The sequence below is a fragment of the Kitasatospora sp. NPDC088391 genome (assembly GCF_044753345.1).
Lineage (GTDB): Bacteria > Actinomycetota > Actinomycetes > Streptomycetales > Streptomycetaceae > Kitasatospora.
Genome location: NZ_JBIVNB010000023.1, coordinates 1 through 13,797, shown reverse-complemented (window position 1 = coordinate 13,797; position 13,797 = coordinate 1). Strand labels below are relative to the sequence as shown.

Here is a 13,797-nt window from a genome sequence, read left to right as displayed (position 1 = left end):
ACCAGCAAGACCATCGTCGCCGTCAACAAGGACCCCGAAGCCCCCATCTTCGACCTCGTCGACTACGGCATCGTCGGCGACCTCTTCCAGGTCCTGCCGCAGCTCACGGGCGAGGTGAAGGCCCGCAAGGGCTGACCCGCCGTCGGTGGACGCACAGGGGCGCGGCCCCCGGGGAACTCCCCGGGGGCCGCGCCGTCTCGTTGCCGTGCCGTGCCGTGCCGTGCGTGCGTCAGCGGCCCGCGACGGCGTGCACGAAGCGGGCGGCGTCGATGGTGCCGAGGCCGGAGGCCAGGTCGTAGCCCTTGGCGGCCTGGTAGCCGGTGACGGTGTCCCAGGAGTTGTCGCCGGCGGTGACGTCGACGATGCCGCTCCACTGCGAGGGCAGCATGCCCAGCGCGTACAGGCGCGGGTTGATCTGGCCGAGGCGGTGGCCGGCCGTCTGGGCGGCCAGGGCGACCACGCCGGAGAAGATCGGGCCGGCCTCGCTGGTGCCGCCGGTGAGGTGCCAGCCGACCCGGGTCGGGTCGTAGGACTCGTACGTCCAGGCGGCGCCGTCCACGGCCGCGCTCATCGAGATGTCCGGGGTGCCGCGGTGGTTGCCGGTCACGTTGGACACGCCGACCTGGTACCACGGGCGGTCGAAGACGCCGGAGACGCCGCCGCCGGCCGCGCCGTAGTCGTCGTGCCAGACCTTGTCCGGGGCGGTGCGGTTGCCGTTGTTGTCCAGGGTCAGCTGGGTGCCGCCGACCGAGGTCACCAGCGGGTCCGAGGACGGCCAGGAGTTGACCTTGAACGGGTACAGGTCGCTGCCGTTCTCCTTCGCGTCGGTCGCGCCGTTGTCGCCCGAGGAGGCGAGCACGGTGACGTCCTTGGCGGCGGCGAACTTGAAGGCGTACCGCAGGTCCTCGATGGACTTGAAGTTGCCCTTGTCGAAGCCCGGGAAGGTGTTCTCGGTGGCGCCGAAGCTCTGCGAGATGACGTCCACGTTGTGGTGCTGCATGTACGCCTTCTCGGCGTCCATCATCTCCGGCAGGCCGGTGACGCCCTCGGTCTCCGCGACGCCGGTCTCCACCAGCACGATGTGCGCGTCGGGGGCGATCGCGTGCGCGTACTCCACGTCCAGGGTGGACTCGCCGGCCCAGCCGGTGTGGTCCGCGTTGGTCGGGTCGAACGGCGGGACGTTGCCCCACTTGACCACCTCGACCTGGGTGTTCGGGATGCCCCACTGCTGGTCGAACACCTCCAGGTCGTGCTGGATGGTCGGCGAGCCGAAGGAGTCCACGATCACGATGGTCCGGCCCTTGCCGGTGATGCCCTGCTGGTACAGCGGGTTCAGGTTGTACGCGGTGCGGTACTGCAGCGGCGAGTAGCAGTGGATGCCGATCTGCGCCACGCAGTCCGAGGTCGATATCGGGGCCACCCGGCCGACCGCGTCGATGTGGCCCGCCGAGGCCGGGCGCAGCTTGAAGACGGACGGCAGGCGGACGCCGGCGGTCTGGGCGGTCGCGGACGCGCCGGTCAGGGCGGTGGCCCCGACGGCGAGCAGCGCCGCGGCCCGCAGCAGGGTGGAGCGTCGGGGACCCGCGGTGGCGGGGAACGTGCCCAAGAAGACTCCTCGAAGAGACGGTTCACCCGGCCCGACAGGCCGGGGCGCCCCTATCCCATCGGCCCCGACGGAGCTGTTCCATAGTCCGAGACGGGTGGTCGGCATGGCTCCGACCGGCCACCGGATTCGGTAAAGGAAATGGAGTGGTTCGGTAACGTCCCAGCTCGGCAAGGGCCCTGGCGGGCCGGTGGCCGAACACCGCCATCCGGGGCGGCCGCCCGGGGTGGCTAGAGTCGGTCGGCATGGGACTGCTGACAGCACTTGACGGTGGGTACGGGGACCGCGCGGACGCGCTCGTGGTGGACGGCCGGGCGCTCTCCCGGGAGCAACTCCTCGGCGCGGCGGGGGCGGTGGCCGAGCGGGCGGCCGGAGCGCCCGCGCTCGCCGTGCTGGCCCGCCCCACCGCCGAGACCGTCGCCGCCGTGGTCGGCGGCCTGCTCGCCGGGGTGCCGGTGGTGCCGCTGCCGCCCGACTCCGGGCCGGTGGAGCGCGCCCACATCCTCCGCGACAGCGGCGCCACCCTGCTCGCCGGCACCGGACTCCCGGACGACGCCGAGGGGTTGACCGCCCTGCCGGTCGACCTCGCGGACCGCCCCGGCGGCGGCTGGCGGCCCGCCGCCGAGGACGGCGACCGCACCGCGTTCGTGCTCTACACCTCCGGCACCACCGGCGCCCCCAAGGGCGCGCTGATCCCGCACCGGGCCGTCGCCGCCGGACTCGACGGCCTCGCCGACGCCTGGCAGTGGGACGCCGAGGACACCCTGGTGCACGGCCTGCCGCTGTTCCACGTGCACGGCCTGGTGCTCGGCGTGCTCGGCGCGCTGCGCACCGGCAGCCGCCTCGTCCACACCGGCCGCCCCACCCCCGCCGGCTACGCCGCCGCCCGCGGCAGCCTGTACTTCGGCGTCCCCACCGTCTGGTCGCGGATCGCCGCCGACCCGGCCGCCGCCCGCGAACTCGCCGCCGCCCGGCTGCTGGTCTCCGGCAGCGCCCCGCTGCCCGTCCCGGTCTTCGAGCGGCTGCGGGAACTCACCGGCCGGGCCCCCGCCGAGCGCTACGGCATGACCGAGACGCTGATCACCGTCGCCACCCGGGCCGACGGCGAACGCCGGCCCGGCGCGGTCGGCGTCCCGCTGCCCGGCGTGCGCACCCGGCTGGCCGGCGAGGACGGGCGGCCGGTGCCGTCCGACGGCGAGAGCGTCGGCGAACTCGAACTCCGGGGCCCCACGCTGTTCGACGGCTACCTCGGCCGCCCCGAGGCCACCGCCGCCTCCTGGACCGCGGACGGCTGGTTCCGCACCGGCGACGTCGCCGTGATCGGGCCCGACGGCTTCCACCGGATCGTCGGCCGCGCCTCCGTCGACCTGATCAAGAGCGGCGGCTACCGGATCGGCGCGGGCGAGGTCGAGGCCGCGCTGCGCGACCACCCCGGCGTCGCCGACGCCGCCGTGGTCGGCGCCCCCGACGCCGACCTCGGCCAGGCCGTGGTCGCCTACGTGGTCGCCCGGGACGGCGCGGTGACGGACCGTCAGCTGATCGACTTCGTCGCGCAGCGGCTGTCCGGGCACAAGCGGCCCCGGCGGGTGGTGCTGGTCGACGACCTGCCGCGGAACGCGATGGGCAAGGTGCTCAAGAAGCGGCTGCTGGACGAGCAGAACTGAGCGGACCCGGGCGGCCCCGGGCAGGTCCGGGCGGGCCCGGACGGGTCGGGGCCGCCCCGGGCGGTCCGCCCTTTCAGGAGGCCGGGGAGTGGGTACCACTGGGGTGGCGCGGGGGCCGGTGCTCCGCGTTGCCCGGTGCCCGCACCGGGCCTCGGCCGAGTGGCAGGGGACGCTGTGATCGTCTGGGTCAATGGGGCATTCGGAGCGGGCAAGGCGAGCACTTGCCGGGAATTGGTCGGGCTGCTGCCCGGAAGCCTGCTGTTCGACCCGGACACCCTCGGGCCGGTGCTCCGCGCCACCCTGCCCCCGGACCGGCTCGACCTGCCCGACCTGCGCGAACTGCCCGCCTGGCGGCGGCTGGTGGCGGAGACCGCCGCCGCGCTGGCCGGGGAGGTCGACGGCGCGGTGGTCATCCCCGAGACGCTGCTCCGGCAGGACCACCGGGACGAGATCTTCGGCTCGCTGGCCGGCCGCGGCATCCCCGTCCACCACGTGGTCCTCGACCCGGTGGAGACCATCCTGCGGGCCCGGATCGCCACCCGCGAGGACCTCCCCGGCGACCCCGAGGGCACCCTCCGGCGGCGGCAGCGCGCCCGCGAGGCGCTGCCCGCCTACCTCACCGCCCGGGGCTGGCTGGCCGGCGACGCCCGGATGGTCGACAACGGCGTCCTCACCCCCCGGCACACCGCCGAGCGGATCGCCGAACTCGTCCGCGGCGGCGGCGCCCGCTGCCCGATCGTCCGCACCGAGGGCGGGGACGGCGACACCGTGGCCGCCGCCGTCCTGCTCTTCGACGACCGGGACCGGGTGCTGCTGGTCGACCCCGCCTACAAACCGCACTGGGAGTTCCCCGGCGGGGTCGTCGAGTCCGGCGAGTCGCCGACCGCGGCCGCCGTCCGCGAGGTCGCCGAGGAACTCGGCCTGCGACTGCACCCCGACGCGCTCCGGCTGCTCGCCGTCGACTGGGAGTCCGGCGCGGGCCGCGGCCGCGGCGGCCTCCGGCTGGTCTACGACGGCGGACGGCTCGGGCCCTCCGAGGTGCTCCGCCTGCGACTGCCCGCCGGGGAACTGCGCGACTGGCACTTCGCCACCGCCCGGGAAGCCGCCGGCCTCCTCCCCCCGGCCCGGGCCCGCCGCCTCGCCGCCGCCCTGGAAGCCCGCGCCCACGGCGAACTCCGCTACCTGGAGGGCGGCCTGCCGGCGGCGACGGGGGCGGCGTCGGCGAGGTGAGAGGGCCTGCGGCCGGCTGTGGGACGGGTGCGGAGCGCTGCCTGCGGCGCTGGGGTTCGAAGGCGTGAGGTGCCTGCGGCGTCAGGAATCCGGGGCGTGAGGTGCCTGCGGCGGGGGGTGCGGGGGGTGGGGTGGCAGGATGGGGGGATGCCGTTCACGCTCAGTCATGTCGCTGCTGTGCTGCCGGGGTTGCGGAGGGCCCGGCGGGAGGGGCCCTGGGTCGCGGCCGGGCTGGTGGCCGGGGCGATGGCGCCCGATGTGCCGTTCTTCGCGGAGTCGCTCGTCCGGGGGGTGTACCGGCACGGCGGGTTGACGCACCGGTGGTGGGCGGCGCCGACGGTGGACGTGGTGGTCGGGGCCGGGCTGGTGGCCGGGTGGTACGGGGTGTGGCGGGGGCCGGTGGGGCGGGCGGTGCCCGGGGCGTGGGTCGGCGTCGGGCCGACCGGGCGGCCGACGGGGCGTGAACTCGCCTGCGCCGCCGGGGCGGTGGCCGTCGGTGCGGCCACCCACCTGGTCTGGGACTCCTTCACCCACCACGGCCGGGCCGGGTCCCGCCTGCTGCCGGTGCTGGAGCACGAGGTGCGGGGCGTTCCGCTCACCACCGTGCTCCAGTACGGGACTTCGCTGCTCGGTCTGGCCGCGCCGGCCCGCCACGCGGGCCCCTGGCGGGACGCCGACCGCCGCACCGGCGCGGTGCTGGCCGGGGCGGCGCTGCTCGGCGCGGCCCACCGCGTCCGGCGCGGTGAGCGCGGCTCCGTCGACGAGGTGTGCTTCGGCGCGGGCGCGGGCCTCGCCGTCGCGGCGGCCGTCCTGGGCACGGCCGGGCGGGTGGGGTCCCGTACGGCCGGGGGCGGTCGGGCCCGCGCGGTCGGGGGGCGGCGCGGGGGCCGGTCTCAGCCGAGGTAGCCGTGCTCGGCCAGGTGGGAGCCGATCACGCGGTAGACGGCCGGGTCGTCCGGGGTGATCGCGCCGAGGCCGTCGACGTAGCGGTTGTACATGCAGAAGGCGGCGGCGATCAGGACGGTGTCGTGGACGGTCTCGTCGTCGGCGCCGGCGGCCCGGGCGGCGGTGACGTCCTCCGGGGTGACGGCCAGCCCGCTCTCGGCGACCTTCCCGGCGAGTCGGAGCAGGGCGCGCATCAGGTCGGACACGGGGGCGGTGGCGAGGTCGGTCCGGACGGCCTCGACCAGGGCGAAGTCGCCGTCGAGGCGGTGCGCGGCGGTGGCGCCGTGCGCGCCCGCGCAGTAGCGGGTGCCGTTGCGGGAGGAGACGTACGCGGCGATGAGTTCGCGTTCGCCGACGGACAACGGCGAGTCGCCGCGCAGGAGTTGCTCGGCGAGTCGGCTCAGGGCCAGCCCCGAGGCGGGCTTGACGTCGAGCAGGCCCCGGATGCCCGGGTGGTCGGTGGGGAGTGCGATGTGCGGCATGGGCCTACTGAAACCGGAAAGGCCGTCGATGGCAAGCCCCTGACCTGCGGTGGGACGGCCCCGGTCGGCGGGCGGCGGCGGTCGGGCGGAGTCGGCGGGTACTGGCCCGGGGCGGGGGCGGGCAGATTAGGATGGGCGACCGTGACTGACACCGGTAGCACCCAGGACCTGGACCCCGTCGAGCCGGTCGCGGCCCCCGCCGACGACGCCGGTGACGAGGCGTCGGCGCAGGACGCGAGCACCGACCCGCTGGACGCCGAGCGGGCCGCGCTGCTCGCCGGCGTCTGGGACGTGGTGGTGGTCGGCGCGGGCCCGGCCGGCTCCTCGGCCGCGTACGCCGCGGCCGGGCAGGGCCGCCGGGTGCTGCTGCTCGACAAGGCCGAGCACCCCCGGTACAAGACCTGCGGCGGCGGCATCATCGGCCCGTCCCGGGACACCCTGCCCGCGGACTTCAAGCTCCCGCTGCAGGACCGGATCTCGGCCGTCACCTTCGCCCTGGACGGCAAGTGGACCCGGACCCGGCGCTCGAAGCGGATGTTGTTCGGCGTCGTCAACCGGGACGAGTTCGACCTGCGCCTGGTGCAGGCGGCCGAGCAGGCCGGGGCGGTGCTGGTCACCGGCGTCACGGCGACCGGCGTCGAGCAGCGGGGCGGCGACAGCCGCACCGTCTTCGTGACGCTCGCGGGCGGTGGCCGGGTCGAGGCCCGGGCGGTGGTCGGCGCGGACGGCTCGGCCGGCCGGATCGGCCGGCACGTCGGCGTCAGCTTCGACCAGATCGACCTCGGCCTGGAGGCGGAGATCCCCGTCCCCGACGCGGTGTCGCGGGAGTGGGCGGGCCGCATCCACCTCGACTGGGGCCCGCTGCCCGGCAGTTACGGCTGGGTGTTCCCGAAGACCGACTCCGGGACGCTGACCGTCGGCGTGATCTCGGCCCGCGGCGAGGGCGAGCGGACCAAGCAGTACCTGGCGGACTACATCCGGCGGCTCGGCCTGTCCGGTTTCGAACCGCTGGTGGAGTCCGGGCACCTGACGCGCTGCCGGGCCGAGGACTCGCCGCTGTCCCGCGGCCGGGTGCTGGTCGCGGGCGACGCGGCCGGGCTGCTGGAGCCGTGGACCCGGGAGGGCATCTCGTACGCGCTGCGCTCGGGCCGGCTGGCCGGCGAGTGGGCGGTGCAGGTCGCGGAGGCGGCCGGCGCGGCGGACGTGCGGCGGCAGGCGCTCAACTACGCGTTCGCCATCAAGGCGGGGCTGGGCGTGGAGATGCGGGCCGGCAAGATCATGCTGGCCTCGTTCGAGAAGCGGCCGGAGCTGTTCCACGCCGCGGTCTCGCTGATCACGCCCGCGTGGCGGGCGTTCGCCCGGACCACCCAGGGCCACACCACCTTCGCGCAGCTGATGCGGGACCACCGGGCGGCGCGGAAGCTGGCGTCGATCGCGGGGCGCTGACGCCCTTCCGGCACGTCGGTCCGCCCGGCGGAGGGGAGTTCCCCTCCGCCGGGCGGACCTTTCCGTGCGGGCCTTTCGCTTCGCGCGGCTCCCCGGGCTCCTGGCGGGGCGCGGGGGTTGGGGGCCGCGGGTTACTTGAGGCCGCTGTCCAGGGCGTTCATGAGGGTGCCGGAGGGGGTGTCGCCGGACATTTCCCAGACCATGGCGCCGAGGAGGTTCTTGGACTTCAGCCAGGCGGTCTTCTGGGCGATCGACCAGGCGTCGTCGAAGCTCCACCACTGGCCGCCGTTGCCGGTGTAGCCGTAGGTCGAGACCGAGGCCGGGTCGTGGTAGACGGTCAGGTTCGGGACCGAGGTGATCAGGTTGTTGTAGCCGCGGGTGCCGGCCTCCTCGGCGAACTGGCCCGGGGCGGCGCCGTTCGCGGCCTGCCAGGCGCCGTGCGCGCCGCCGTCGGTGACGCTCTGCCAGCCCCGGCCGTAGAACGGGAAGCCGATGGTCAGCTTGCGCGGGTTCACGCCGGCGGTGAGGTAGGTGTTGACGGCGTTCTCGATCGAGAAGTGGACGTTGTACGGGTCGTTGGCGTCGGCGTGCAGGTTGGCCTGGTGGCCGGTCCGGTTCGGCTCCCACGAGTTGTCGCTGCCGGAGCCGTGGAAGTCGTAGCCCTGGACGTTGGCGACGTCGAGGGACTGGAAGATCTTCGACAGGTCCCAGCCCTGGCCGATCTTGGCGGGGTCGGCGGGGGTGAAGGCGGTCAGCAGCTTGTGCGAGCCGCCGAGGGCGTCGAGCTGGCGGCGGAACTCGGCGAGCAGCAGGGTCAGGTTGTCCTTGTCGTTCGCCGACCAGTGGTTGCCGGCGTGGCCGTCGGGCGAGCCGGGCCACTCCCAGTCGATGTCGAAGCCGTCGAAGATCCCGGCACCGGTGCCGGGGCCGCCCGCGCCGTTGTAGGACGGCAGGTTGCCCTTGATCCAGACGTCGATGCAGGAGGAGACCAGCTTCTTGCGGGAGGCGTCGGTGGCGGCCGCGTCCGAGAAGTACTTGGAGTAGGTCCAACCGCCCAGCGAGACCACGACCTTGAGGTTCGGGTACTTCGCCTTGAGCTTCTTCAGCTGGTTGAGGTTGCCGCGCAGCGGCGACCAGCCGTCGTCGGCGACGCCGTCCACGGACTGGGCGGCGCTCATCGGGCGGGCGTAGTCGGCGTCGGCGTCACCGGCGCCGGTGCCCTGGTCGGGGTCCTGCGGGTTGGCGGTGGTGCCCTTGGTGACGCCCGCCAGGCAGGTCAGGTTGACCGGGTCGATGTTCTCGAAGGCGTAGTTGACCACGTCGAGCTTGGCGGCGCTGCCCGAGGTGTCGAGGTTCTTCACGAAGTACTGGCGGCCGTAGATGCCCCACTGCACGAAGTAGCCGACCCGGGAGTACTTTCCGGGCCCGGCGAGGTCGCCGGTGGTGACGGTGAGGGCGTTGGAGGCGGGGGAGGCGTTGTCCGCCGCGTCCCGGGCCAGCACGGTGAAGGTGTACGGGGTGGCGGGGGAGAGCTGCCCGACCGTGGCGGTGGTGCCGGTGACGGTCTGCACCAGGGTGGCGCCCTGGTAGACGTCGTACGCGGCGACCCGCTTGTTGTCGGTGGCGGCGTTCCAGGCCAGCGAGACGCTGGTGCTGGTCACGGCGGTGGAGCGCAGGTTGCCGGGCGCGGTCGGCGGCACGGTGTCGGTGGCCGGGTCGACGGTGGCGGCGGTGAGCACGGCGCTCACCGGGCCGGTGTTGCCGCGGGTGTCCTTGGCCCGCACCGTCAGGTTGTACGTGGTGGCGGGGGTCAGGCCGGTCAGGGTGGTGGCGGTGCCGGTCGCCGAGCCGAGCAGCACCGAGCCGTTCAGCACGTCGTACGAGGCGACCGGGAAGTCGCCCTTGCCCGCCGCGCCCCAGCTCAGCGAGAGGCTGTGCGCGGTCGCGTCGACCAGGGCCGGGGCGCCCGGCGCGGTCGGCGGGACGTCCGGGGTGCCGTCGCACTTGTCGCCGTTGACGCGGCAGTTGAGCGGGGCGGTGATCGGGCCGTTGCCGATGAACCAGAAGCTGTACGGCTCGGTGGAGCCGTTCGCGGGCACGGTCGCGTTGTAGTAGGCGTTGGCGGCGACGACGTGGCTGCCGGTGGTGGTGGCGGTGCCGTTGTAGGTGCCGGTCATGGTGACGCCCGGCGGCAGGTCGAACTCCAGCGTCCAGCCGGTGACGGCGGTGGCGTTGGGATTCTTGACGACGAAGGTGCCCTTCCACCAGGACCCGTAGTTGTCGCCGGTGAAGGTGGCGGTCAGTTTGGCGGCGGCGTGCGCCGGGGTGGCGGCGAGCAGGGCGATCGGCAGTGCGAGGGCGGCGAGCAGGGTCAGCAGGCGGGCCCTGAACCGTGGCCTGGAGCGGACGTGCATCGGTACTCCCTGTCTGGTGTGGGGGATTCCGTACAGGGGTGCCTGGAGCCGGCAACAGGAGGTTAAAAGGACTGGACCATTTCGTCAACAGGTCTATACCGCAAGAGAGTTGACGATCATGCGGGTGGTGCGCCCGGCCGACTGTCGGTGCGCTCCGGCAGGATCTCCGGCATGGGACTCGACGTGGTGGTGGGCGCCTTGATCGGCGCCGACGAGGAGACGGCCGGCTGGTTCCGGGCCGAGTGCGACGCGATCGGCGCCGTCCTGGCCCGCGAGGGCGTGCCGGGCCGCCCGGCCTGGCACGAGCCGGTGACGGGCGACCGGTTCGGCGACCGGATCTGGGGCTACTCCGGCCTGCACACGCTGCGCCGCCTCGCCGCCCACCTGGCCGCCGGCCGCCCGCTCCCCGAACCGCTGGCCGACGGCGAACGCGCCACCGAGGACCCGGTGCTCGCCGCCGCCTACGACGACGTCCCCGACGACCCCGCGGGCCCGTTCGACCACCTGATCCACCACTCCGACTGCGAGGGCTACTACGTCCCCGTCGACTTCGCCCCCGTCCTGGTCGACGAGGACCTCTCCGGCGGCTGCCTCGGCTCCTCCGTCCGCCTGCTCGCCGAACTCCGCGTCCTCGCCCGGGCCCTGGGCCTGCCCGACGGCCTCGACCCGAACGGCGACGAAGTCACCGCCGTCCTCGACGAGGAGATCGCCGACCCCCGGGGCTGGCAGCGCTACGGCACCGAGTCCTTCGTCTGCCTCCAACTGACCAGGGCCGCCGAGCACTCCGTCCGCACGGGCGCCGTCCTCGCCTTCTGCTGACCCCCGCCGGGCGGCCCGGGTGTCGGCGGCCGGTGGCAGCATCGCGGCCATGGGACTCGACGTGGTGGTGGGACTGCCGGAGGCCGGCGACCCGGAGACGGCCGAGTGGGTGGCCGACGAGTGCGCCATGATCAACGCGGTGCTGGCCCGGGCCGGGGCCCCGGCCTGGTCGGAGCCGCCCGGCCTGACGCGCACCCCGGTCCCGATGTGGGGCTACCGGGGCCTGCACGCGCTGCGCCGGGCCGCCGCGCACGTCGCGGCGTCCGGCCGGTTGCCCGGGCCGCCGGCCGACCCGTACGCCGCCTCCCGCGATCCGGTGCTGGCCGTCCTGTACCGCAGGGGCTCCGGCGACCCGGCGGGCCCGTTCGACCACCTGATCCACCACTCCGACTGCGAGGGCTACTACGTCCCCGTGGACTTCGGGCCGGTGCCGTACGACGAGGACCTGCTCGGAGGCTTCCTGGGCTCCTCGGTCCGGCTGCTCGCCGAACTGCTCGTCCTGGCCGAGGCGTTGGGCCTGCCCGCGGACCTCGACCCGGAAGGGCCCGAGGTGCGCGCGGCCGTACGGCTGCCCGAGGCGGAGCGGCGGGGGTGGCAGCGGCACCTGTCCGCCGCCGGCACCTGCCTGGGCCTGCTGCGGGCGGCCCGGCTGTCCACGGAGTCCGGCGCGGTCGTCGGCTTCTGGTGACGGTCCGACGGTCCGTCAGGGGGCGAGGAGGCGGTCGGCGAGGGGGGTGCGGGTGTAGAGGACCAGGCGGCCGTGGCGGGCGCGGGTGACCAGGCGGGTGGCGTGCAGGACGGTGAGGTGCTGGCTGACGGCGCCCGGGGTGACGCCGAGGCGGCGGGCGAGTTCGGTGGTGGAGACGGGCTCGTGGAGGAGGGCGAGGAGGCGGGCCTTGGGGGTGCCGAGGAGCTGTTCCAGGGCGCGCGGGGTGGGCGGGGGGTCGGCGGGGCCGGCCAGGGTGGCCTGGCCGCGGGCCAGGTAGGTGATGGACGGGGTGAGGTCGGGGCCGATCGCGGTGAGCGCGCCGCGCGAGAAGCAGGTCGGCAGGAAGGCCATGCCGCGCCCGTCGACCTCGACCTCGGACTCCTGCTCGTAGCCCCACTCCCAGGCCAGCGTCAGGACGCCGTCCGCCCAGCGCAGCCGGTGGTCGAGGTCGCCGAACAGCCCGGCCGCGCCGCGCTCGGCCAGCACCCGGGCCCGGTGCACGATGTCGGCGTGCAGCACCGAGCGGGCGCGCGGCCACCAGGAGGGCTCCAGGACCCGGGTCCAGTACGCCTCCAGAGCGTCCGCGATCTCGCCGATCAGTTCGGCGGGCCGGTCCAGGCGCTCGGCCAGCAGCGGTGGCAGGGCCCGGTCGTGCGGCAGGAAGGTCTGCGTCAACTCGGCTTCCAGCCGGGCCGGTTCGAAGCCGCGGACCCGGGCCAGCTCGGCGTGGAAGTCCGGGAAGGGGACGACCGGACGGGGCGTCAGGAAGTCCGGCACGTACTTGTTGCCCGCCACCAGGGCGCGCAGCAGCGGCGCGGCCGGCAGCGCCTCGAAGGCCGGGCGCATCGCCTCGAACGCGACGGTGTGCGGGTACCGGCCCGGGTGCGTCCACATCCGCAGCGAGAGCACCGTCTCCTGGATCGGCGAGCAGGCGAAGTACGCGGACGCCAGGTCGGCCAGGCCGAGCCGGAACCGCACCGGCATGGCGCCGCACCCCCCTCGCACCGCTCCGGCCGACCGGATTCAGGCCGGGGCTAAATCAATACCACGGGCGCTCCGTACCCGGTCTGATCGGGGGCATGACCGCCACAGAACCCGCGGCCGCTCCGGCCGCCGCACCCGCCCCTGCCCGGAGCCGGCTCGCCCGGCTGCTCCCCGAGGACCGGGTGCTGCGCCGGCTGACCTGGATCACCCTGGTCAACACCGTCGGCAACGGCCTCGGCATGACGCTCGCCGCCGTGTACTTCCACCGCATCCTCGGCTTCGGCATCGGCACGGTCGGCGCGGTGCTGACGGTGGCCGGCGCCTGCGGCGTCGCGGCGGGCGTCCCGGCCGGGCGGCTGGCGGACCGGTACGGCTGCAAGCCGGTGATGATGGCGCTGCTGGCGGTGCAGGCGGTGTGCGCGGCCGGGTACGTGCTGGTCGGCTCGCTGGCCTCGTTCGCGGTGCTGGCCTGCCTGGTGGCGGTCGCCGACCGGGGCGCCTCGGCGGCCCGCGGCGCGCTGTTCGCCGAGGTGCTGGCCCCGGACGCGCGGGTGAAGGGCCGGGCCTACCTGCGCTCGGTCACCAACATCGGCCTCTCGGTGGGCACGGTCGGCGCCGCCGCCGTCCTGCAGTTCGACAGCCGGGGCGCGTACACGGTGGCGCTGCTGGCCGACGCCCTCTCGTACGGGCTGGTCGCGGTGCTGTACGGGCTGCTGGTCCCGGTGCCGGCCTGGACGGCCGCGCAGATCGAGGAGGCGGCGAGCGGCCCCAACCCGGCGCTGCGCGACCGGGTGTACCTGGCGGCGACCGGCCTGAACGCGGTGGTCTGCCTGCAGTTCATGATGATCGAGGTCGGGCTGCCGCTGTGGGTGGTCGAGCACACCGACGCGCCGCGCTGGATGGCGGCGGGCGGGATGCTGGTCAACACCGCGCTGGTGATCGTGCTCCAGGTGCGGGCCACCCGGGGGACCGAGGAACCGGCCGCCGCGGCCCGGGTGTTCCGGCGCGGGGCGCTGCTGGTGGCGGCCTCCTGCCTGGTGGTGGCGCTGGCCGCGGACGCGCCGCCCTGGGTGGCGGCGGTGGTGGTCGTCGCGGGCGTGGCGCTGCAGGCGCTCGGCGAGGTGTACAGCCAGGCGGGCGCCTGGGCGCTCAGCTACGACCTGGCGAAGGACGGCGCGCACGGCGCCTACCAGGGCGTCTTCAACACCGGCATGTCGGCCTCGATGATGCTCGGCCCGGTGCTGCTGACCTCGGTGGTGCTGGCCAACGGCCTGCTCGGCTGGGCGCTGCTGGCGGCGGCGTTCGCGGCGGCGGGCTGGGGCATGACGGCGCTGGTGCGCCGCTGAACGCGCCGGGGCGGGGGGGGGGGGGGGGGGGGGGGGGGGGGCCCCCCCCCCCCCCCCCCCCCCCCCGGTACCGGCGGTGGATCAGCCGTTGTCCTGGCCGACGCCGATGACCTTGATGCGGGTCGTGGCGGGGGCCGCGAGCGGGGTGCCGGCGC

The 13,797-nt window shown here is 75.0% G+C and carries 11 protein-coding genes and 1 pseudogene; 8 read left to right on the top strand and 4 right to left on the bottom strand.

The features are described from left to right. Positions 1 to 135: pseudogene (locus tag ACIQBJ_RS35160) on the top strand (electron transfer flavoprotein subunit alpha/FixB family protein); the annotation flags it as partial. Between the two features lie 94 nt (positions 136 to 229). On the opposite strand, the gene ACIQBJ_RS35155 reads toward ACIQBJ_RS35160, so the two are convergent. Beyond that, entirely contained in the window at positions 230 to 1,606 is a 1,377-nt protein-coding gene (locus tag ACIQBJ_RS35155) for a S8 family serine peptidase (protein WP_400718851.1), read from the bottom strand. A 242-nt stretch (positions 1,607 to 1,848) separates the two neighbouring features. Here ACIQBJ_RS35155 and ACIQBJ_RS35150 point away from each other — a divergent pair, with 242 nt between their 5' ends. The 3 genes from ACIQBJ_RS35150 (at position 1,849) to ACIQBJ_RS35140 (ending at position 5,403) form a co-directional block, all read left to right on the top strand. Beyond that, positions 1,849 to 3,267: an acyl-CoA synthetase gene (locus tag ACIQBJ_RS35150; RefSeq protein WP_400718850.1), complete on the top strand. Its 1,419-nt coding sequence runs from the start codon at positions 1,849 to 1,851 to the stop codon at positions 3,265 to 3,267. Between the two features lie 174 nt (positions 3,268 to 3,441). After that, complete coding sequence (locus ACIQBJ_RS35145; protein WP_400718853.1) at positions 3,442 to 4,497, top strand: NUDIX domain-containing protein; 1,056 nt, start codon at positions 3,442 to 3,444, stop codon at positions 4,495 to 4,497. Between the two features lie 147 nt (positions 4,498 to 4,644). Next, positions 4,645 to 5,403: a DUF4184 family protein gene (locus ACIQBJ_RS35140; protein WP_400718848.1), complete on the top strand. Its 759-nt coding sequence runs from the start codon at positions 4,645 to 4,647 to the stop codon at positions 5,401 to 5,403. On the opposite strand, the gene ACIQBJ_RS35135 is transcribed toward ACIQBJ_RS35140, so the two are convergent. After that, a complete protein-coding gene (locus tag ACIQBJ_RS35135) occupies positions 5,391 to 5,924 on the bottom strand; it encodes a carboxymuconolactone decarboxylase family protein (protein ID WP_400718847.1) in 534 nt (177 codons plus the stop codon). The two genes, ACIQBJ_RS35140 and ACIQBJ_RS35135, sit on opposite strands and share 13 nt — an antisense overlap. Positions 5,925 to 6,065: 141 nt before the next feature. Here ACIQBJ_RS35135 and ACIQBJ_RS35130 point away from each other — a divergent pair, with 141 nt between their 5' ends. Beyond that, positions 6,066 to 7,370 (top strand): geranylgeranyl reductase family protein, encoded by a 1,305-nt coding sequence (locus ACIQBJ_RS35130; RefSeq protein WP_400718845.1) that lies wholly within the window; start codon positions 6,066 to 6,068, stop codon positions 7,368 to 7,370. A gap of 131 nt (positions 7,371 to 7,501) precedes the next feature. Here the strand turns inward: ACIQBJ_RS35130 and ACIQBJ_RS35125 are convergent, their stop codons facing one another. Then, on the bottom strand, positions 7,502 to 9,784 hold the full coding sequence (locus ACIQBJ_RS35125; protein ID WP_400718844.1) for a glycosyl hydrolase family 18 protein: 2,283 nt from the start codon (positions 9,782 to 9,784) through the stop codon (positions 7,502 to 7,504). Positions 9,785 to 9,955: 171 nt separating this feature from the next. On the opposite strand from ACIQBJ_RS35125, the gene ACIQBJ_RS35120 reads away from it, so the two are divergent. Both ACIQBJ_RS35120 and ACIQBJ_RS35115 read left to right on the top strand, forming a co-directional pair. Continuing rightward, positions 9,956 to 10,603, top strand: coding sequence for a hypothetical protein (locus ACIQBJ_RS35120; RefSeq protein WP_400718843.1), 648 nt, complete (start codon positions 9,956 to 9,958; stop codon positions 10,601 to 10,603). Positions 10,604 to 10,652: 49 nt separating this feature from the next. Then, positions 10,653 to 11,291 carry a hypothetical protein gene (locus ACIQBJ_RS35115; protein ID WP_400718842.1) on the top strand — a complete coding sequence of 213 codons (639 nt, stop codon included), beginning with the start codon at positions 10,653 to 10,655 and terminating at the stop codon, positions 11,289 to 11,291. Positions 11,292 to 11,306: 15 nt separating this feature from the next. Here the strand turns inward: ACIQBJ_RS35115 and ACIQBJ_RS35110 are convergent, their stop codons facing one another. Further along, on the bottom strand, positions 11,307 to 12,296 hold the full coding sequence (locus tag ACIQBJ_RS35110; protein ID WP_400718841.1) for an ArsR/SmtB family transcription factor: 990 nt from the start codon (positions 12,294 to 12,296) through the stop codon (positions 11,307 to 11,309). A gap of 95 nt (positions 12,297 to 12,391) precedes the next feature. Between ACIQBJ_RS35110 and ACIQBJ_RS35105 the strand changes: the two genes are divergently transcribed. Then, complete coding sequence (locus tag ACIQBJ_RS35105) at positions 12,392 to 13,642, top strand: MFS transporter (RefSeq protein WP_400718839.1); 1,251 nt, start codon at positions 12,392 to 12,394, stop codon at positions 13,640 to 13,642. Positions 13,643 to 13,797 lie beyond the last annotated feature (155 nt).